The organism is Halomonas sp. PGE1 (assembly GCF_013000985.1).
Classification (GTDB): domain Bacteria; phylum Pseudomonadota; class Gammaproteobacteria; order Pseudomonadales; family Halomonadaceae; genus Halomonas; species Halomonas alkalicola.
This window is the reverse complement of sequence record NZ_CP053032.1, coordinates 3,065,260-3,085,183: the sequence shown is the minus strand read 5'-3', so window position 1 is coordinate 3,085,183 and position 19,924 is coordinate 3,065,260. Positions and strand designations below refer to the sequence as shown.

The 19,924-nt window shown below is 70.8% G+C and carries 14 protein-coding genes; 8 read left to right on the top strand and 6 right to left on the bottom strand.

The features are described from left to right. From mutL to HIR79_RS14525, 8 genes are all read left to right on the top strand, one after another. On the top strand, positions 1 to 1,956 hold the full coding sequence (mutL, locus tag HIR79_RS14560; RefSeq protein WP_119021648.1) for a DNA mismatch repair endonuclease MutL: 1,956 nt from the start codon (positions 1 to 3) through the stop codon (positions 1,954 to 1,956). A 160-nt stretch (positions 1,957 to 2,116) separates the two neighbouring features. Next, positions 2,117 to 3,055 (top strand): tRNA (adenosine(37)-N6)-dimethylallyltransferase MiaA, encoded by a 939-nt coding sequence (gene miaA / locus HIR79_RS14555; protein WP_169958885.1) that lies wholly within the window; start codon positions 2,117 to 2,119, stop codon positions 3,053 to 3,055. Between the two features lie 123 nt (positions 3,056 to 3,178). After that, entirely contained in the window at positions 3,179 to 3,427 is a 249-nt protein-coding gene (gene hfq / locus HIR79_RS14550; protein ID WP_110069332.1) for an RNA chaperone Hfq, read from the top strand. A gap of 8 nt (positions 3,428 to 3,435) precedes the next feature. Beyond that, positions 3,436 to 4,764 carry a ribosome rescue GTPase HflX gene (gene hflX, locus HIR79_RS14545; RefSeq protein ID WP_169958884.1) on the top strand — a complete coding sequence of 443 codons (1,329 nt, stop codon included), beginning with the start codon at positions 3,436 to 3,438 and terminating at the stop codon, positions 4,762 to 4,764. Positions 4,765 to 4,898: 134 nt separating this feature from the next. Then, positions 4,899 to 6,143, top strand: a complete 1,245-nt coding sequence (hflK, locus tag HIR79_RS14540; protein ID WP_169958883.1) for an FtsH protease activity modulator HflK — start codon at positions 4,899 to 4,901, stop codon at positions 6,141 to 6,143. Continuing rightward, positions 6,144 to 7,028 (top strand): protease modulator HflC, encoded by an 885-nt coding sequence (gene hflC / locus HIR79_RS14535; protein ID WP_169958882.1) that lies wholly within the window; start codon positions 6,144 to 6,146, stop codon positions 7,026 to 7,028. A gap of 196 nt (positions 7,029 to 7,224) precedes the next feature. Beyond that, complete coding sequence (locus HIR79_RS14530) at positions 7,225 to 8,400, top strand: ATP phosphoribosyltransferase regulatory subunit (protein ID WP_110069336.1); 1,176 nt, start codon at positions 7,225 to 7,227, stop codon at positions 8,398 to 8,400. Between the two features lie 61 nt (positions 8,401 to 8,461). Further along, entirely contained in the window at positions 8,462 to 9,757 is a 1,296-nt protein-coding gene (locus HIR79_RS14525; protein ID WP_119021643.1) for an adenylosuccinate synthase, read from the top strand. Positions 9,758 to 9,849: 92 nt separating this feature from the next. Here the strand turns inward: HIR79_RS14525 and HIR79_RS14520 are convergent, their stop codons facing one another. The 6 genes from HIR79_RS14520 to HIR79_RS14495 form a co-directional block, all read right to left on the bottom strand. Continuing rightward, positions 9,850 to 12,528, bottom strand: coding sequence for a tetratricopeptide repeat protein (locus HIR79_RS14520; protein ID WP_169958881.1), 2,679 nt, complete (start codon positions 12,526 to 12,528; stop codon positions 9,850 to 9,852). 32 nt (positions 12,529 to 12,560) lie between these two features. Further along, the gene (locus HIR79_RS14515; protein WP_169958880.1) at positions 12,561 to 13,853 is read right to left on the bottom strand and encodes an alginate lyase family protein; all 1,293 of its coding nucleotides are present in this window, start codon (positions 13,851 to 13,853) and stop codon (positions 12,561 to 12,563) included. A 35-nt stretch (positions 13,854 to 13,888) separates the two neighbouring features. Then, positions 13,889 to 14,788, bottom strand: coding sequence for a polysaccharide lyase (locus HIR79_RS14510; protein WP_205527642.1), 900 nt, complete (start codon positions 14,786 to 14,788; stop codon positions 13,889 to 13,891). Positions 14,789 to 14,850: 62 nt separating this feature from the next. After that, on the bottom strand, positions 14,851 to 16,365 hold the full coding sequence (locus tag HIR79_RS14505) for an alginate biosynthesis protein Alg44 (protein ID WP_169958879.1): 1,515 nt from the start codon (positions 16,363 to 16,365) through the stop codon (positions 14,851 to 14,853). Positions 16,366 to 16,382: 17 nt separating this feature from the next. Continuing rightward, a complete protein-coding gene (locus HIR79_RS14500) occupies positions 16,383 to 18,320 on the bottom strand; it encodes a glycosyltransferase (protein WP_169958878.1) in 1,938 nt (645 codons plus the stop codon). A gap of 9 nt (positions 18,321 to 18,329) precedes the next feature. After that, positions 18,330 to 19,676 (bottom strand): UDP-glucose dehydrogenase family protein, encoded by a 1,347-nt coding sequence (locus HIR79_RS14495; protein ID WP_169958877.1) that lies wholly within the window; start codon positions 19,674 to 19,676, stop codon positions 18,330 to 18,332. Between the last annotated feature and the right edge of the window lie 248 nt (positions 19,677 to 19,924).

Below are 19,924 nucleotides of genomic sequence, written 5' to 3'. Positions count from 1 at the left end.
ATGAGCGAACCGCGCCCCATCCGGGTCCTCGACCCGAGGCTGGCCAACCAGATCGCCGCCGGCGAGGTGGTGGAACGCCCCGCCTCGGTGGTCAAGGAGCTGGTCGAGAACGCCATCGATGCCGGCAGCCGCCGCATCGAGGTCGAGCTCGAGGCCGGCGGCACGCGCCTGATTCGCGTGCGCGACGACGGCAGCGGCATCGGCGAGGCCGACCTGCCGTTGGCGCTGTCGCGCCACGCCACCAGCAAGATCGTCTCCCTGGAGGAGCTCGAGGGCGTGGCGAGCCTCGGCTTTCGCGGCGAGGCGCTGGCCTCGATCAGCTCGGTATCGCGCCTGGAGCTGGTCTCCAACGCCGATGAGGACCCCACCGCCGGCTGGCGGGTGGTGGCCGAGGGGCGCAACATGGAGCCGCGGGTCAGCCCGGCCCCCCACGCCCGCGGCACCTCGGTGACCGTGCGCGACCTCTTCTTCAATACCCCGGCGCGGCGCAAGTTCCTGCGCACCGAGAAGACCGAGTTCGGCCACGTCGAGGAGGCCTTCCGCCGCCAGGCGCTCTCCCGCTACGACATCGGCTGGACGCTGCGCCACAACCAGAAGACCCTCCACCAGCTGCGTCCCGGCGAGGACCAAGCCTCCCGCGAGCGGCGCATCGCCTCGCTGCTCGGCCGTGCCTTCCTGGAGAACGCCCTGCACCTGGACCTTGCGGCCTCGGGGCTGCGCCTGTGGGGCTGGGTGGGCCTGCCGACCCACTCCCGGGCCCAGGCCGACCAGCAGTACTTCTTCGTCAACGGCCGGGTGGTGCGCGACCGCCTGGTGGCCCATGCCGTGCGCCAGGCCTACCGCGACGTGCTGTTCAGCGGGCGCCATCCGGTCTTCGTGCTCTATCTGGAGGTGGAGCCGTCGGTGGTGGACGTCAACGTCCACCCCACCAAGCACGAGGTGCGCTTCCGCGACGGCCGCCTGGTCCACGACTTCCTCTTCTCCAGCCTGCATCGCGCCCTGGGGGAGGCGCGGGCCGGCCAGCCGGGGGCCGGCCATGACCTGGAAGAGGCCCGGGAACCTGTCGCTGCGGATGAGACGCCGCGCACCGCTGAGGCAGGGCAGGTGCGCGAGAGCGCCGGGCGCTGGCAGCAGCAGCCTATGGCGCTGCCGGGCCGGGAGGAGGGCGAGCGGGTGACGCCCGATCGCGTCCGCGCCTTCATGGAGGGCTATCGGGCGCTGCATCCCGGTCACGAGGAGATGCTGCTGACGCCGCAGCCCGCCGCTCCGGGCGCCGGGGTCGGGGGTGCGGCCGCCGAGGTGGCCCTGGCCGAGCGCCGGACCCTGCAGGAGGCCCACCGCCCGGTGCTGCCGGAGGCCGACGACACCCGGGCGCCCCCGCTGGGCTACGCCATCGCCCAGCTGCATGGCGTCTATATCCTCGCCCAGAGCGAGCGCGGCCTGATCCTGGTGGACATGCACGCCGCCCACGAGCGCATCGTCTACGAGCGCATGAAGACCCAGGTGCACGGTGGGCGTCTCGATGCCCAGCCGCTGCTGGTGCCGGTGTCGCTGGCCGCCAGCCCGGCCGAGGTGGCCACCGCCGAGGCGGAGCGCGAGGCCTTTGCCCGCTTCGGTGTCGAGCTCGACGTGGCCGGCCCCGAGACCCTGCTGGTGCGCCAGCTGCCGGCGCTGCTGATCGACGCCGACGTGGAGCCCCTGATCCGCGAGATGCTGGGGGACCTCGAGCGCTACGGCCGCTCGGACCGTATCGAGGCCCACGTCAACGAGCTGCTGGCGACCATGGCCTGCCACGGCAGCGTGCGTGCCAATCGCCAGTTGAGCCTGGCCGAGATGAACGCCCTGCTGCGCGACATGGAGCGCACCGAGCGCAGCGGCCAGTGCAACCACGGCCGCCCCACCTGGACCGAGATGAGCATGAAGGACCTGGACCGCCTCTTCATGAGGGGGCAGTAGGTAAACGTTTTCCACCCGCGTGGCGAGAAGCGCCGGGGGCAGGCCGAAGAGGAGGTCCTATGCCAGGGATGGCATCGGTAGCGCCCAGGGATGGGTTCACAGCGCCTCCTCGACGGCCTGACGCCGGATCAGCTTCTCTTCGCCCAGCTTGAGAGGCCCGATGTCAGATACCCGTCCTCCCGCCATCCTGCTGGTGGGGCCCACCGCCGCCGGCAAGACCGACCTCGCCATCGCGCTCCACGAGCGGCTCGGCTGCGAGCTGATCAGCGTCGACTCCGCCATGGTCTACCGCGGCATGGATATCGGCAGCGCCAAGCCCTCCGCGGAAGAGCTCGCCCGGGCGCCCCATCGGCTGATCGACATCCGCGACCCCGCCGAACCCTACTCGGCGGCGGATTTCCGCGAGGATGCCCTGCGCGAGATGGCCGAGATCACGGCGTCAGGCCGGGTGCCGCTGCTGGTCGGCGGCACCATGATGTACCTGAAGCAGCTGCTGCACGGGGTGGCCAACCTGCCCTCCTCGGATCCGGCGGTGCGCGCCGAGCTTGAGGCCGAGGCTGCGGCACATGGCCTTGCCGCCCTGCACCAGGCGCTCGCCCGGGTCGATCCGGCCTCGGCGGCCCGCATCCACCCCAACGATCCCCAGCGGCTGATGCGGGCGCTGGAGGTGTATCGGCTCAGCGGCCGGCCGCTGAGCGAGCTGTGGGCCGAGCAGCGGCCTGAAACCTTTCCCTGGCGCACGCTGTCGATAGGGCTCGCCCCGGCGGATCGCGCCGTGCTGCACGAGCGCATCGCCCGACGCTTCGACGCCATGCTGGCCGGCGGCTTCATCGAGGAGGTGGCGGCACTCAAGGCGCGCGGCGACCTGCACCCGGAGCTGCCATCGATGAAGAGCGTCGGCTACCGCCAGGTCTGGGCCTATCTCGACGGCGAGTATGATCGCGAGACCCTGCGCCAGCGCGGTATCGTCGCGACCCGCCAGCTGGCCAAGCGCCAGCTGACCTGGATGCGCAGCTGGGAGGGGCTTGCCTGGGTCGACAGCCTGGGGCCTGACCCCCTGGGCGAAGTGCTGAAACTCGTGCGCAATTTCGGCACTTAGCGTAAGATACGCCTTTCACGAGCCGGGTAGCCGGGCCCCTCGCGGCGTCGGCGATGCCAGTGAGGCAACAGCAGTACGTCACGAAATAACATCAACCCCAGAGACAATTTCAGGGAGAGCAACATGTCCAAAGGGCAGTCCCTTCAAGATCCGTACCTGAACATCCTGCGCAAGGAGCGCATCCCGGTATCGATTTTCCTGGTCAACGGCATCAAGCTGCAGGGCCAGATCGAATCTTTCGACCAGTTCGTCATCCTGCTGCGCAACACCGTGAGCCAGATGGTCTACAAGCACGCCATCTCCACCGTGGTGCCGTCACGCAACGTGCGTCTGCCGGCCCAGGACCCTGCCGCGCCGCAGGACAGCCAGTGAGGTAGTGATTGTTTTTTGAACGCCCCGACGCCGGTGAAACGGCCGTCCTCGTCCATGTGGACTTCCAGGACGAACAGAAGCGCGAGGATGCAGGCGAGTTCCTCGAGCTCGTCCGCTCCGCCGGCGCCGTGCCGGCCACCCTGCTGACCGGCAGCCGTCAGCGGCCGGATCCGCGTACCTTCGTGGGCTCCGGCAAGCTGGAGGAGCTCCGCGAGGCCAAGACGGTGCACGGTGCCGAGCTGGTGATCTTCAACCACGCCCTGAGCCCCTCCCAGGAGCGCAATCTCGAGCGTGAGCTCAAGTGCCGGGTGCTCGACCGCACCGGCCTGATCCTCGATATCTTCGCCCAGCGGGCGCGTACCCACGAGGGCAAGCTGCAGGTGGAGCTCGCCCAGTTGGAATACATGTCGACCCGCCTGGTACGCGGCTGGACCCACCTGGAGCGCCAGAAGGGCGGTATCGGCCTGCGCGGTCCCGGCGAGACCCAGCTGGAGACCGACCGCCGCCTGCTGCGCGCCCGCATCAAGTCGATCCACAAGCGCCTCGACAAGGTGCGCGGCCAGCGCGAGCAGAACCGTCGCTCCCGGGCCCGGGCCGAGATTCCCAGCGTCTCCCTGGTGGGCTACACCAACGCGGGCAAGTCAACGCTCTTCAACGCCCTGACCTCCTCCGAGGTCTATGCGGCCGACCAGCTCTTCGCTACCCTCGACCCGACGCTGCGGCGCCTGGAGGTCGAGGACGTGGGCCCGGTGGTGCTGGCCGATACCGTCGGCTTCATCCGCCACCTGCCCCACAAGCTGGTGGAGGCGTTTCGCGCCACCCTGCAGGAGGCCGCCGAGGCGACCCTGCTGGTGCATGTGATCGATGCCGCCGACCCGGACCGCGAGCTCAACGTGCAGCAGGTCGAGCTGGTGCTCGACGAGATCGGCGCCCTCGAGGTGCCGATGCTCAAGGTGATGAACAAGATCGACCTGCTCGACAGCGCGCCGCGCATCGAGCGCGACGGCGAGGGGCGCCCCGAGGTGGTGTGGCTCTCGGCGCAGGAGGGCAGGGGGCTGGACCTGCTGGCCCAGGCCCTGGCCGAGCGGCTGGCGGACGATGTCCTCGACTTCTCCCTCAGCCTGGGGCCGGCCCAGGGCCGCCTGCGTGCGGCCCTTCACGAACTGGGGGCGGTGCGTGAAGAGGCCTTCGACGAGCAGGGCGACACCCGGCTGCAGGTGCGCCTGCCGCGGCGCGACTTCCTGCAGTTGATGTCGCGACTCGGCGAGCGCGCCGATGATTATCTCCCCGAGGCCCTGCACGACCGCGAGGCCTGGGAAGAGCAGGGGGCAGACTAGCAGCGGGCGGCTGTTAACAACGACGACATGGACGACGGGCGCCACCGTCCCGGATGGAGGGGCGCCGACAGGATCGCAACCGAGGCCCCGGCCGGCTTGCCGGCCGGGGCAGTAACGCATAGTGGAGAAGACCTATGGCCTGGAATGAGCCTGGTGGCGGTGGCAACCAGCACGACCCCTGGAGTGGTGGTGGCCGACGCGGCGGCAACGGAGGCGGTGGCAATGGTGGCGGCGGTGGCAACCGCGGCGGCAACCAGGGCCCACCCGACCTCGATGAGGCCCTGAAGAAGTTTCAGGACAAGCTCAACGGCATGCTCGGCGGCCGCGGCGGCAAGGGCGGCGGCAAGGGCGGCAAGGGGGGAGGCGGCAAGCCGCGCAACACCTTCGCGCTGCCTGGCCTGCTGGTCGTGGTGGCGCTGGCGATCTGGGCGGCCTCCGGTTTCTACCTGGTGGACCAGTCCGAGCGGGGCGTGGTGCTGCGCTTCGGCAAGTTCCAGGAAGTGGTCAGCCCCGGCCTGCACTGGAACCCGCCGCTGATCGACGACGTGCGCATGGTCAACGTGACCCGCGTGCGCTCGCTGACCCAGACCCAGTCGATGCTGACCCGCGACGAGAACATCGTCGAGGTCGAGATCTCGGCCCAGTACCAGGTCGCCAACCCCCGCGACTTCGTGCTCAACGTGCGCAACCCGCAGCTCTCCATCGAGAACGCGCTGGATTCCGCCCTGCGCCACGTGGTCGGCGGCACCGACATGATCGAGATCCTGACCTCCGGTCGTGAGATCCTCGGCAGCTCCGTGTCCAGCCGTCTGCAGTCCTACCTGGACAGCTACGGCACCGGCATCCGCCTGCAGACCATCAACATCGAGTCCACCTCGGCCCCGGCCCCGGTCATCGACGCCTTCGACGACGTCATCCGGGCCCGTGAGGACCGCCAGCGGACCATCAACCAGGGCATGGCCTACGCCAACGCCATCATCCCCGAGGCCCAGGGTCAGGCGCAGCGCCTGGTCGAGCAGGGTCAGGGTTACCGCGAGTCGGTGGTGGCCGAGGCCCGTGGTCAGGTCAACCGCTTCAACGCGCTGCTCTCCCAGTACCAGAACTCGCCGGCGATCATGCGCGAGCGTCTCTACCTGGATGCCATCGCCGATGTCTTCGGCAGCACGCCCAAGGTCCTGGTGGACGTGGCTTCCGACAGCCCGCTGATGTACCTGCCCCTCGACCAGATGGGCAACGGCGGCGGCAGCGGCGGCACCTCGGCCTCCGGCGAGCGCCTGGGCGAGCAGGGCGAGCTCGACCCGCGGGTCCTGGAGCGTCTGCGCTCCGGCCAGACCACCTCGAGCAGCAGCAACAGTGGAATCCGCAGGGAGGGCCGCTAAATGATCAACAATCGTTCCCTGCTCATCGTCGGCGGCCTGGCCGCCGTGGCCTGGCTGGCCAGCAACAGCCTCTACGTGGTCGACGAGACCGAACGTGCCGTCAAGCTGCGCTTCGGTGAGGTCATCGAGGAGAACATCCAGCCGGGCCTGCACTTCAAGGTGCCGATCACCCAGACGGTGCGCAAGTTCGACACCCGGGTGCTGACCCTGAACACCGACACCAGCCGCTACCTGACCCTGGAGCAGAAGGCGGTGATCGTCGACTCCTACGTCAAGTGGCAGGTGGTCAATCCGACCCGCTACTACGAGGCCACCGCCGGCGACGAGATGATGGCCGTGCGCCTGATCCAGCCGCGGGTCGACGAGAGCCTGCGTAACGAGTTCGGTCGCCTGGACCTCCAGCAGATCATCGCCGAGCGCCGCGACGATCTGATGATCGGCCCGACCCAGGACCTCGATGCCCTGCTGCGCGAGGAGCTGGGTGTCGCTATCGTCGACGTGCGCGTCAAGCGCATCGACCTGCCCGACGATGTCTCCGCCGCGGTCTTCGAGCGCATGCGCTCCGAGCGTGAGCGGGAGGCCCGCGAGTGGCGCGCCCAGGGTCAGGAAGAGTCCGAGCGCATCCGCGCCAACGCCGACCGTCGTCGCCAGGTGCTGCTGGCCCAGGCCACCGAGCGGGCCGAGACCCTGCGCGGTGAGGGTGATGCCGAGGCCGCGGCGATCTTCGCGGAGTCCTACTCCCAGGACCAGGAGTTCTTCACCTTCTGGCGCAGCCTGAACGCCTACCGCGAGAGCTTCCAGGGTGACGGCAACATGCTGGTGCTGGATCCCTCCAGCGACTTCTTCCGCTACCTGAAGAGCGCCATGCCCTCCGGCGCGGAGTGACAGCGAGACGCGCCGGGGTTCATCCCCGGCGCAAACGTGGTAGACTCCTGCAACCGGGCGTGGCCCGGTTTTTTTGTGGCCGCCTGTCGCAAGACCGCGCAGGCCCTGTTGCACGTGAGACGCTCGCCGAGGCCTCGGCTCGAGCGCCTGTCATACGGCTTCACGGCCATTTTCACTGCCTAGCAGGATGATTCACATGACCATCGCTGACCGCTGGCTGCTGCCCGACGGCATGGACGAGGTGCTGCCGCCTCAGGCAAGCCGGATGGAGGAGCTGCGCCGCGCGCTGCTCGACCTCTACCACCGCTGGGGCTACGACCAGGTGATGCCGCCCACCGCGGAGTTTCTCGACTCCCTGCTCACCGGCACCGGCTCCGACCTGGCCCTGCAGACCTTCAAGCTCACCGACCAGCTCACCGGACGCATGATGGGCATCAGTGCCGACGTCACCCCCCAGGTGGCGCGCATGGACGCCCACTCCCTGAAGCGCCAGGGGCCGGTGCGCCTCTGCTACTGCACCAACGTGCTGCGGGCCACCGCCGACCAGCACCAGGGCGGCCGCAGCCCGGTGCAGGTGGGGGTGGAGCTGTTCGGCCACGCCGGCATCGAGGCGGACCTGGAGATCCTCCACCTGGCGCTGGCCAGCCTTACCGCCGCCGGCGCCGGCGAGATTCACCTGGCGCTGGGCCATATCGGCATCTACCGCAGCCTGGTGGAGGCGGCGGGCCTGGCGGGCGACGCCGAGCGAGCCCTGTTCGAGGCCCTGGAGCTGAAGAGCCCCGGCGAGATCGCCGAGCGGGTCGCCGAGAGCGTCGAGGATCCGGCCCTGGCCGAGATGTTCCTGGCGCTGGGCCGCCTGCACGGCGGTGCCGAGGTGCTCGAGGAGGCCCGCGAGGCCTTCGCCGAGGCGCCCGCCGCCGTGGGCGCGGCGCTGGAGCAGCTGCGCGCCCTGCATCAGGGCGTGCTGGCCAGCCACCCGGAGGTGGCGCCCTACTTCGACCTGGGCGAGCTGCGCGGCTACGCCTACCATACCGGCATGATGTTCGCCGCCTATGTGCCCGGCTACGGCCAGGCGCTGGCCAAGGGCGGCCGCTATGACGACACCGGACGCGCCTTCGGGCGCGCCCGGCCCGCCACCGGCTTCTCCATGGACCTCAAGCTGCTGGCGGGGCTCAGCCCCTCGGAGCCGCCGTGCGACGGCATCTGGGCGCCGGCCGAGGGCGAGGGCCTGCACGAGACCGTGGTGGCCCTGCGCGGGCAGGGCGAGCGGGTGGTCCAGGCCCTGCCGGGGCAGCGCACCGGACCGGCCGAGCATCGCTGCGACCGTGAGCTGGTGTTGATCGATGGCCACTGGCAGGCCGTGGCACTGTAGACTGGGTTAAACCTTGGGCGCGACGGCCTGCCGCCGCGCGGCAACGAGAGACGAGAGAGCAATGGGCAAGAACGTAGTCGTACTGGGCACCCAGTGGGGTGACGAGGGCAAGGGCAAGGTCGTCGACCTGCTCACCGAATCCGCCGCCGCCGTGGTGCGCTTCCAGGGCGGTCACAACGCCGGCCACACCCTGGTGATCGACGGCGAGAAGACCGTCCTGCACCTGATTCCCTCCGGCATCCTGCGCAAGGACAAGACCTGCGTGATCGGCAACGGCGTGGTGCTCTCGCCTGACGCGCTGATCAAGGAGATCCGCGAGCTGGAGGCCAAGGGCGTGCCGGTGCGTGAGCGCCTGCGTCTGTCGCCGGCCTGTCCGCTGATCCTGCCCTACCACGTGCGCCTCGACCAGGCCCGTGAGAAGGCCCGCGGCGTGGCCAAGATCGGCACCACCGGGCGCGGCATCGGCCCGGCCTACGAGGACAAGGTGGCCCGCCGCGGCCTGCGCCTGGGCGACATGCTGCACCGCGAGCGCTTCGCCTCCAAGCTCGGCGAGGTGCTCGACTACCACAACTTCGTGCTGGTCAACTACCACGGCGAGCAGCCGGTGGACTTCCAGCAGGTGCTGGACAGCGCCATGGAGATGGCCGAGGAGCTGCGCCCCATGGTGTGTGACACCGTGGGCCTGGTCCACGACTACCGCAAGGCGGGCGAAAACATCCTCTTCGAGGGCGCCCAGGGCTCGCTGCTGGACATCGACCACGGCACCTACCCCTTCGTGACCAGCTCCAACACCACCGCCGGCGGTACCGCCACCGGTTCCGGCGTCGGCCCGCTCTACCTGGACTACGTGCTGGGCATCACCAAGGCCTACACCACCCGGGTCGGCTCCGGCCCGTTCCCCACCGAGCTGTTCGATGACCACGGCCGTCACCTGGCCGAGCGTGGCCACGAGTTCGGCGCCACCACCGGCCGCCCGCGCCGCTGCGGCTGGTTCGACGCCGTGGCCCTGCGCCATGCGGTGCAGATCAACTCGGTCTCGGGCATCTGCCTGACCAAGCTCGACGTGCTCGACGGCCTCGAGAACATCCGCGTCTGCGTGGGCTATCGCAGCAAGGATGGCGATGTGCTCGACACCCCGGTGGACTCCGAGGGCTATGAGGCCATCGAGCCGCTCTACGAGGACCTGCCGGGCTGGAGCGAGTCGACCCTGGGCGCCCAGCGCGTCGAGGACCTGCCGGCCAACGCGCGCGCCTACATCCGCTACCTGGAGGAGAAGGTGGGCGTCAGCATCGACATCATCTCCACCGGCCCGGATCGCAACGAGACCATCGTGCTGCGCAACCCCTTCGAGGGCTGAGGCTCGACGGGCCGCACGCGGCCCGCGCGACAACGCAGAAGGCCGGCACCTGGTGCCGGCCTTCTGCGTATAGGAGCCACGACGTCACGACGTCACTGCGCTGCGGCGAGATCATCCGAGAGCAGGTCGTGGAGCGTCTCGAGGGCCATGTCGCTGTCGGCCTCCATCACCTCCTCCAGCCACAGCAGCGCCTGCTCGCGGTTGGCGCTCTCGAGCCCGTTGGCCTCCAGGTAGGCCTCGGCCAGTGCCAGGCGTGCGCTGGAGTGCCCCTGGCGGGCGGCCTGGAGCAGGTAGTCGGCGCCACGGCGGCTGTCCCGCTCCAGGCGCTCGCCGTGCAGGTACTCGCGCCCCAGGGTGGCCTGGGCGCCGGGGTGGCCCTCGTCCGCGGCCTCCGTGAGCAGGGCTTGGCCCCGCTCGATGTCCTCCGGCATGCCCTCCTCGCCGCGCAGCAGGATACGGCCCAGGTTGGCCCGCGACGAGAGATCGCCGCTCTGGGCCGCCTGGTCCAGCCACTCCGCGGCCTGCGCCGGGTCGGCCTCGACGCCGTTGCCCTCCAGGTAGGCCTGGCCCAGCAGCCGCGCGGCGTGGGGGTTGCCGGCCTCGGCGACGGGACGCAGGGTGGCGACACCCTGCTCGGCATCCTGTTCGAGGTGTTCGCCGCGCAGCAGCGCCTCGCCGAGCCGCAGCCGGGCCCCGTCGTGGCCCGCCTCGGCCGCCCCCTGCAGCAGGGTCAGGCCGCGCTCGGGGTCGCTCTCGAGCAGCATCTCGCCGACCTCGGCCCGGGCCCCGGTATGCCCGGCATTGGCGGCGCGCTCGAGCCACGCGCGGGACGCCTCGGGATTGGCCTGGACGCCCTCGCCGTCACGGAAGGCACGGCCCAGGTCGGCCATGGCCCCCGGGTGGCCCTCCTCGGCGGCAGCGATCAGCGCGTTGATGTCTCCCTGGGCGCCGCGCTCCCGGTTGACCCCGACCATGGCCTCCTCGGCGGAGGCGTGGCCGGCGTCCCGGGCGCGGCTCAGCCAGTGGCTGGCCTCGTCGAGATCCCGCGGCAGCACGCTGCCCTCGCGATAGGCGCGGCCCAGCACCACCATGGCGTAGGCGTCACCCGCGTGGGCGGCCTGCTCCAGCAGGGCGCGCCCGCGCTGCGGCTGCTCCTCGAGGGGCCCGGTCAGGTAGGCCTCGCCCAGCGCGGTCAGGGCGGCGCTGTCGCCGGCCTCGACGGCCTGCTCCAGCAGCGCTTCGCCGCGGACGGGGTTGAAGGGGATCGCCTCGCCCTCCAGGTAGGCGTCGCCCAGCAGGCGCAGGGCGCTCGCCTGACCCTGTTCGGCGGCCTCGATGAGCAGCGCCTCGCCCCGGCGACCGTCGGCCGGCACGCCGCGCCCCTCCAGGTAGGCCGCGCCGAGCTGCTGGGTGGCCCAGGGGTGGCCGAGTTCGTGACCGCGCTCGAGGTAGTCCACGGCCAGCCAGGGCTGGCTGGGGACCAGGCCATCGTCCAGGTAGAGCGCGCCGAGATGGGCCAGCGCCAGGGGCGCGTCCTGCTCGGCGGCTTGCTCGAGGAGCTCGATGGCGCGCGCCACCTCGGGGGGCGTGGCGAGGGCATTGGCGGCCAGGGCGGCGCCCGGTTGGTCGGCCGGTACGGGCTCGTCCATCAGGCGGGCCTGCTCCTCGGCTTCCTCGAGCAGTGCCGCGCCGAGGAGCACCATGGCGTCGACGCTCCCGGCTTCGACCGCCGCCTCCAGCCAGTGTTTTGCCTCCGCCGGTCGCGTCGGCCCCAGGTCGGGGTCGAGCAGGGCCTGGCCCAGGCGGGTCATGGCGTCGACGTCGCCGCGGCCGGCGGCCTCCTCGAGCAGCTGCATGCCCTGCCGGGGGTCGCCGCCGCGCAGCAGCGCGGTGCCGGCGTGGCCCAGGGCATCCTCGTCGCCGGCATCGGCGGCGCGTACCAGCCACTCCTGGCGCAGCTCGGGGCGGTCGTCGAGCAGGCCGTCGGGGGCGTAGAGGCCGGCGAGCCGGCGCATGGCGCCGGTGTCGCCCCCTTCGGCCCGGGTCTCGAGCACGCGCCCCAGGCGCGTCGCGTAGTCCCGGGCGCGCTGGGGGTCGGTTTCCAGCCACCCGCCTGGGCCGTGGGCCTCGGCCAGGGCCTCGAGGGCGTTGGGCTCGTCCCGGCCGGCGGCCCGCTCATAGAGCCGCTGGGCCCGTTCCGGGTCGGGGCCGATCTGCTCGCCTCCCTCGGCGAGCAGGGCGGCGAGGCGCGGCTCGGCCCGCTCTACCCCCTCCTTGACCGCCTGGTCGAGGAGCAGGAAGGCGAGCCGTTCATCCTGCTCGACGCCATCCCCCGCCAGGTAGAGCTCGGCGAGGTTGAGCGAGGCCTGGCCGCGGATCGTCGAGGGACGTTCGATCGCGCGGCCGTAGAGTCGGGCCGCTTCGGCGGGGTCGCGCTCGACCCCCTGGCCGGCGTCATGGAGCTTGGCCATCTCGTAGTAGGCCGGGGGGATATGTCTGGCCATCAGCGGCTCGAGGCGCTCGATGGCCTCGGCGTGGCGTCCCTCCGCGATGAACTCCTGGGCGCGATTGATCTGCTGCCAGTCATCGCCGCCGATCTCGGCCTCCGGGCGCCAGCCGAACCAGTCGCGGTACTCGGCCGGCACCTCGGCCTGTGGCTGGGCGGTGTCGGTCGACAGGCCGGCGCTCCCGCAGCCGCTCAGCAGGGCCAGCAGGGCCAGGGAGGCCGTCAGTCTCGAGGGCGTGGAGAGGGGTGTTCGGATCCGGGTCATGGGAAGGTCCTCTGCGTCGGCGGAAGGGGGAGTCACGACTCGCCGAGACCGCGGAAGGCCTCGGTCTGGCGCTGTTCGTCGTCCTGGAAGATGTGCGCCTGGGCATCGGGAGGCATCAGGTAGAGGGTCATGTGCCCGCCGGCGCTGCGGTTGTAGAGCGGGCGGACCCGGCGCACGAAGTCGGCGACCCGCGGGTCGTCGAAGCGGTCCTGGTAGATCTCCATCCAGGTGAAGTACTGGGGATCCTTGAGGAATCCGGTGTACTGCTCGAGGGGGGCGAAATCGCCCAGCGCGGCCGGGTCCTCGAGGATCCGGAACAGGAAGTCGACGCCGTCATGGAGGGTGTTGCCGTCGATCTCCAGGTCGAAGATCTCCTCGTAGCCCTGGCGGGCGATCACCTGCATGTTGGTCACCAGGTAGAGCAGGGCATAGTTCTGGTAGTGGGTGGCGCGGCGCCCGCGGTTCACCTCGAGGGGCAGGGCGCCCTCCTCGGTCATGTCGTGCAGTGCCGAGTAGACGGCGCTGACGCCGAAGCGGAACAGCTCGTCGTCCTCGGTGAGCACGCCGATGATGCTGCCGTAGAGGGCACGACGGTAGAAATGGTTGTTGCAGCAGCTGTTCTCGGGCTCGCCGGGAATCTCGGCGTGCAGGTGGGCCAGCTCGTTGAGCCACGCCTCGAGCCGCTCGCGCTCCTCCTCCAGGCCCTCCACGAAGGGGCGCACCGTGGCGTAGGCCAGCCCCGCCGCAAACAGCATCGACTCGGTGGCGAACCAGGCCTGGGGCTGGGTGGAGTCGTAGTGGAAGTCGGTGAGCGCCTCGGCCTCGGCCCAGTGGTCCAGGTAGCGCACCAGGCAGTCGGCGTAGTAGCTGTCGCCGCTGGCGACGAAGGCGCCGGCCAGCAGCGAGACGCTGTCCTCGAAGCGGAACAGCGGCTCCGAGGCGAGCTCCCACTCCTCCGGGTTGGGGTAGTAGCCGGGAATCCGCACCCGGGTGGTGATGGGCTCGTAGGCCAGCAGCTGCTGGCAGCTCGGGCCGCGGGAGAACTCGTCGAGTTCCTGCAGCAGGATGGCGTTGTCGGTGGATTCAAGCTCGGCCATGCGCTCGGCCACATCGAAGTAGCCGGCATCCGGGTCGGTGACCCGATAGGCCGAGAGATCCAGCGCCTCGCGCTCCTCGCGGCCGAGCAGCTCCTCGGCCCCGGCGCCGCCTGCCAGGCCGGTGAGCAGCAGCGCCAGCGCCAGGGAGGGCAGGCGGGTCGGGGCGCGGCGTCGGTCCCGGGGCAGGGGCTGGCTCTGGGGCTTGCACAGGGGGTTGCACAAGGGCATGGCGGCTCTCCGGCGGGAAGCGGGTGGGCGAAGGATCATGGCGTCGGGGCATGCAGGCGGAAGGCGGCGAAGTCCACATGCTGGTCGCGGGGCGTGCGCCACTCCCCGCCGGTGCCACCGAAGAAGGTCGAGAACATCAGGCCGTCGATGGTCAGCTCGGGCACGGTGCGAAAGACCAGGTCGTCCTGCTCCAGCACCGGCTCGCCGTCGATCCACACCCGGGCCACGCCGTTGGCCTTCCCGGGGTCGTTGAGCTCGAGCTCCTGCTCCACGGTCACCCAGCGTCCGGTGGGGAAGCGCCAGGCGCCGCGGCCCAGCGACTCGCCCTCGCGGTCCACCACATAGGGGTAGAGCTCGCCCTGGCCCTCCTCGCGCCACATCAGGCGCATGGAGAAGCCGCTCTCGCCGTCCACCGCCTCGCCGCCGCTGGGGGCCTCGCCGCCGTAGAGGCCGGGCAGCTTGCCGCCCTTGACGAAGTCGAAGCCCTCCGCGAAGCGCACCCGGTAGCTCAGGCAGGCCTGTTCGGCGCCGGCCAGCGCCGCCGGCTCGGTGTAGAAACCGGCGCCGCCCCGGGGCTCATCGCCGGGCGACGAGCTGCCCGCCGGATAGTGGACCCGAAGCCCGGGCTCGCCGAGGCCGGTCTGGCCGGCGCCGAGGCGCTGGACGTTCTTCTCGGTGCCCCAGTGGCGATGGGTGGCAAAGCCCTCGCGGATCGCCTCGTGGCCCCCGGCGGCGGCGCCGGGGCGCGGGGCGTCGACCTCGACGTAGCGGGTCGAGCAGGCCTCGACCGCGGGAATCCTCGGCGGGGCCTCGCCCTCGGCCAGTGCGGTGGCCGGGGCCAAGGCCGACGCCAGCCCCGCCAGGGCGAGGCAGACGATGCGCTGCGGGCCGGGGCGCTGCGCGTCTGGAGAGGGGGAACGGGGGTGCTGTGACATGCTGCCTCCTCGGGGATGCCGTCGCGGCCGTGCCGCGGCGGCGGGGTGGGGGGTGTCTCCTGTCAGGCGTCGTCTTCCTGCATGGCGGCCCGGTAGATGCGGTCGCCGAACTGGATCACCGCGCGGGCGCCCTGCCAGACCCACTCGGCGGTGGCGCCCAGCAGCGGCGCATCGGTGAAGCGCACGTCCACCGGCTGGCCGACGCTCTGGGCGGGCAGGTCCGTTTCGGGGACCAGCAGCACGCTGGCCACGTTCTGCTGCTGGCGGACCCAGCTGGGGAAGCCGGCCCGCGGCTGGCGCTCCACGTCCAGGGCGACGTTGCGCACCCGGGCGCGGATCGGCCCCGAGGCGTTGGGCAGCGAGAGGTAGGCGGTCTGGTTGGGCTCGATGCGGGCGATGTCGTTCATGTGCACCAGCGCCTCGACCAGCACGTCATCCTCGCCGGTGCGGATCAGCGTCATGATCCGCTCGCCCTGGTTGATGTAGGTGCCGTCGGCGCTGGAGAGCGCCCAGGCCACCAGGCAGTCGCAGGGGCTGTAGATCTCGTTGCTGGCCTGGCGCGCCTGCAGGGCGGTGATCCGCGAGCTCTCGTAGTCGCGGGCCGTCTCGAACTGCTCGATGCGTGCCCGGGCGATCTCCGGAGAGACCGACTCGAAGGAGAGGGTGTCGCCGCTGGCCGGCTGGGAGGAGTTGGCCAGGCTTACCTCCTCGCTGCCCGCGTCGAGGTGCTCGCGCAGGTTCTCGATCAGGCGGTCGTTGTAGCGCTGGGCCGCCTCGGCCAGGATCAGGTCCGACTCCAGATCGCTGTCCTCGACCCGGGTGAGCAGGGCGTCCCGCTCGACCCGGTCGCCGGCCTGCAGCTCGTGGGCCCCCAGGATGCCGGCCCCGGGGGCGCTGATGTCGATGCGCGGCGCGGTCACCGCGGCGAAGCTCGGCTCGATCATCATGAAGTTGCGGTAGGCGGTGGCGGCCACCACCAGTCCCAGCAGGCCGATGGCGGCGAACAGCAGCGCGTAGCGGCGCCTGGCGCGCCGCGGGCGTGAGGCGGGCAGCGGCTGGCTCACTCCGGCCTGGCGCTGGCGTGGCGTCTGGGGGTCCTCGCCGGCCATCATCGCCTCGACGCTGGCGGTGCGTCCGCTCAGGCAGCTGCGGATCACCTGGCGCAGCAGCTCGCGGTGGCCCGGCTCGATGTCGGTGATCTCGAAGCCCGCCGTGTAGCCACGTCCGTCCCGATCCGGGGTGGCGCGGCGGCAGCCGGCATGCACCGGGATGATCAGCTCGCTGGCACCGGCGGTCATCAGCAGCGAGGCCCTGACCGGCTCGCCGGGATGGAAGGGGTGCTCGCTGTGCAGCGCGAAGCCGCCCAGGGAGACATCGACCCCGTCCAGGGTGCGGCCGTCCGCCAGCCTCACCCGGAAGGGCGGGGAGACGCGGATATGGCGCCGCTCGTCGCGGCGTTCGTGATGGAGCCGGTCGCCGCGGACCTGGCGCTCGTGCTCCCGGGCGCCCCCGGGCACATCGCCGAGGGTCGGTTCGTGTCGATCCTGATCGCGGGGATCGGAAAAATGGTCAGCCATCCGTTGGTTCTCCTTGCTCAGGGGCCGGCCGTCTTCACGGCGTCCATGACGGGGTCGGGCTCGACCCTGAGGCGTACGTTGACGAGGGTCAGTCGCTGCTGGTCCAGGGTCAGGGTGCAGCCCGCGTCGGGGGGGCAGCCTGTGGTCTCGGCCAGGGGCGCTCCCTCCGGGCCCGTGATGCGCTCGGCGACCCCGGGGGTCAGGGAGAGGGTGCTGGCGAGCCGGCCGTCGGCGCCGTCGATGCGCTCGGCGCGCACGGGCTTCTGGGCCAGGCGGTCGAGCAGGGCCTCGTTGACCCGCAGCTCGCCCTTGGGAAGCCGCACGCTGCCACCCTCGGGCACGGTCGTGGCCACCTGGGCGAGCCAGCGGTTGGCGTTCTCGGCGGGCGCCTCGGCCCCGTTGCCCTGGTCCCGGGCGATGGCCAGCGACATCCGGTCGGGGGGCTTGAGCACCCCGGTGGTGAGCACCAGCACGAAGAGCAGCGCGCCGTAGGCGAAGCCGTGCAGCACATGGCCCATGCGGCGCTGACGGCGGACGGCGACCGGGTCGTCGGGCTCGCCGGCGGAGATCCCCTGGCGCGACCACTTCTGGCGGTTGAAGCGGAAGCTCACGTAGGTCTTGAGGATCGCCCCCCACACCTGGTTGTAGTAGATCAGCGGGATCCACAGCAGGCTGTAGCGTCCCCGCTGCCAGGCCAGGATCAGGGTGGCGATGCCGCGGGTGAAGAGGATCCACAGCAGGTAGGCGAACAGGAACGAGGGGCGCACGAACAGCGTCACCAGGAGCACCACCGTGGGGCCGATCAGGGTGGTCCACATGGAAAGCCGTTGGTCGACCAGGCTCCACCAGGCGAACAGCCCCATGGGGCGGGGCCCGAGGGCGATGGCGCGGTTGCTGGTGCGCAGCATGTTGCCGTACCAGCGCCGCATCAGGTCGGTGGTGGAGGCGAAGAAGCGCCGACGGTCGGGCAGCTCCTCGTAGCCCGAGACGTAGACGTCGGGGATATAGCGCATCCGCCAGCCGTTCTTGAGCAGCCAGAACCAGGTCGACTTGTCGTCCCCGGAGAGGAACTTGAAGCGGCCGAAGCGCCAGTGCTCGACCTGGTCGTTCTCGACCAGGTCGATGAAGTCCGGCTGCACCGCCAGGTCGGCGCGGAAGGCGCTGTAGCGGCCGGTGAGCACCAGCAGCCGCCGAGAGACCGACAGCGAGCTCATCACCAGGTGGCGCTGGGCATAGCGCAGGTCGTACCACTCGCGGGTGGCATCGTTGCCGGTGACGATGGCGCTGTTGTTGGTGGTCAGGGCGCCGAGCCCCGGGTCGGCCTGGAAGAACGACAGCGAACGCTCGAGGGTGCCGGGCTCCAGGCGGATGTCGCCATCCATGGAGACCAGCAGGGAACCCGGCGCGGGCAGGCGACGCGAGATCGCCCGCAGCACCTCGGCCATGGCGGAGCGCTTGCCGTCCCCCTTCTGGAACATGTAGCGGACCTCGACGTGGTCGGGCCAGCCGTGGTCGTCCAGCACGTGGGTGATCACGTCGACGTCGGTGCGGTCCGAGATCGAGGCGAACAGCACCGTGGGCACCCCGTAGTCGACCAGCTCGCGGAGCAGGGCGTCGTAGACCCGGAAGTTCACCTCGCCCTCGATGCGGTAGGAGGTGCAGAGCACGTAGAGCTCCGGCGGCCGGGAGTGCTCGGCCGCCGCGTCCGCCTCGGCGCGCAGACGCGGGAAGAGGCGCCGGTTGTACCAGGTCGAGCGCACGGCTTGGACCAGCCACCAGCTGTAGCGCCAGGCGCCCACGGCCCCGATGGCGAAGAAGAAGCTCTTCGACTCCGGGCTGAAGACCTCCGCGGGGAGCTCGGTGATGATCACCACCAGGGCGGTCAGGATCAGCAGCAGGGTGGTGAGCTCCGTCACCCGGCTGGCGACGGAGCGATCGACGGGTGGTCTCGACATCACGCTGCCTCAGGCCAGGACGGGGCGCACGGAGTCGCCCCGGCCGATGGCGTAGTAGGCGAGCCCGGCGGCCTTGACGCTCTCGGGGGAGAAGAGGTTGCGGCCGTCGATCACCACCGGCTCGCGCAGGGTCTCGCGCAGGCGGGCGAAGTCGACGGTGCGAAAGGCCTTCCACTCGGTGCAGATCACCAGCGCATGGGCGCCCTCCAGGGCCTCGTCGCGGCGCGCGCAGAGCGCGAGGTCGTCGCGCTCGCCGTAGAGCCGGCGACACTCCTCGGCGGCCTCGGGATCGAAGGCCTGGACCCGGGCACCGGCCTCCCACAGCGCCTCCATCAGCGCGCGACTCGGCGCCTCGCGCATGTCGTCGGTGTTGGGCTTGAAGGCCAGTCCCCACAGGGCGATGGTCTTGCCGGCCAGCTGGCCGTCGAAGGCCTCGCACACCTTCTCGAACAGTCGGCCCTTCTGGCGGGCGTTGACCCGCTCCACCGCGCCGATCATCTCGGCGGGATAGCCGGCCGCCTCGGCGGTGTGGGCCAGCGCCTTGACGTCCTTGGGGAAGCAGGAGCCGCCGTAGCCGCAGCCGGGGTAGATGAAGTGGTAGCCGATGCGCGGGTCCGAGCCGATGCCGTGGCGTACCTCCTCGATATCGGCGCCCAGGCGCTCGGCGAGGTTGGCGATCTCGTTGATGAAACTGATCTTGGTGGCGAGCATGGCGTTGGCCGCGTACTTGGTCAGCTCGGCGCTGCGCACCGCCATGAACATCAGCTTGTCGCGCTGGCGGTTGTAGGGGCCGTAGCACTCGCGCATGGCCTGCCTGACCCGCTCCGACTCGGTGCCGACCACGATGCGTGAGCCCCGCGAGAAGTCCTCGATGGCCGCGCCCTCCTTGAGGAATTCCGGGTTGGAGCAGACATCGAAATCGAGCGCCTCGCCGCGACGGTCGAGCGCGGCGGCGACCACCCGCTCCACCTTGCTGGCGGTGCCCACCGGCACCGTCGACTTGTTGACGATGATCCGGTAATCGGTCATGTGCTGGCCGATGGTCTCGGCGACCTTGAGCACGTGGCGCAGGTCGGCGCTGCCGTCCTCGTCGGAGGGGGTGCCCACGGCGATGAACTGCAGCAGCCCGAAGGCCACGCCCTCGGCGGGGTCGGTGGTGAAGCGCAGGCGACCGGCGGCCTGGTTCTGGCGGATCAGGCTCTCGAGGCCGGGCTCGAAGATCGGCACCTCGCCGTCGTTGAGTCGGGCGACCTTGTCGGCGTCCACGTCGACGCAGATGACATCGTGGCCGACATCCGCCAGGCAGGCGCCGGTCACCAGTCCTACATAGCCGGAACCGAAGATGGTAATCCTCATGGTCGTCGTTGCTCCTTGCTGATGGGCCTCTCCATGCGTGTCGCCCCGGCCCCTCGCCAGGCGATGGCGAAGGGCGGTGCGAAAGGGGCCTGGTCGTCTTGGGCATGCGGTGAGGCCCTGCAGCAACAATCGGGCCAGGTCAGGGAGAGCCTTGCAGATCAAGGCGTTGGAAGGAGTGGCCCGGCGGCGTCGCGGGACGGCCACGCGCGTTCCGTCGCTAGGCGGCAACAGAACGAGCGTGGATGGGA

Excerpts from the sequence above, each read along its gene's own strand:
- mutL (WP_119021648.1), top strand. The coding sequence starts at position 1 with ATGAGCGAACCGCGCCCCATCCGGGTCCTCGACCCGAGGCTGGCCAAC.
- miaA (WP_169958885.1), top strand. The coding sequence starts at position 2,117 with ATGTCAGATACCCGTCCTCCCGCCATCCTGCTGGTGGGGCCCACCGCC.
- hfq (WP_110069332.1), top strand. The coding sequence starts at position 3,179 with ATGTCCAAAGGGCAGTCCCTTCAAGATCCGTACCTGAACATCCTGCGC.
- hflK (WP_169958883.1), top strand. The coding sequence starts at position 4,899 with ATGGCCTGGAATGAGCCTGGTGGCGGTGGCAACCAGCACGACCCCTGG.
- hflC (WP_169958882.1), top strand. The coding sequence starts at position 6,144 with ATGATCAACAATCGTTCCCTGCTCATCGTCGGCGGCCTGGCCGCCGTG.
- HIR79_RS14530 (WP_110069336.1), top strand. The coding sequence starts at position 7,225 with ATGACCATCGCTGACCGCTGGCTGCTGCCCGACGGCATGGACGAGGTG.
- HIR79_RS14525 (WP_119021643.1), top strand. The coding sequence starts at position 8,462 with ATGGGCAAGAACGTAGTCGTACTGGGCACCCAGTGGGGTGACGAGGGC.
- HIR79_RS14520 (WP_169958881.1), bottom strand. The coding sequence starts at position 12,528 with ATGACCCGGATCCGAACACCCCTCTCCACGCCCTCGAGACTGACGGCC.
- HIR79_RS14515 (WP_169958880.1), bottom strand. The coding sequence starts at position 13,853 with ATGCCCTTGTGCAACCCCCTGTGCAAGCCCCAGAGCCAGCCCCTGCCC.
- HIR79_RS14510 (WP_205527642.1), bottom strand. The coding sequence starts at position 14,788 with ATGTCACAGCACCCCCGTTCCCCCTCTCCAGACGCGCAGCGCCCCGGC.
- HIR79_RS14505 (WP_169958879.1), bottom strand. The coding sequence starts at position 16,365 with ATGGCTGACCATTTTTCCGATCCCCGCGATCAGGATCGACACGAACCG.
- HIR79_RS14500 (WP_169958878.1), bottom strand. The coding sequence starts at position 18,320 with ATGTCGAGACCACCCGTCGATCGCTCCGTCGCCAGCCGGGTGACGGAG.
- HIR79_RS14495 (WP_169958877.1), bottom strand. The coding sequence starts at position 19,676 with ATGAGGATTACCATCTTCGGTTCCGGCTATGTAGGACTGGTGACCGGC.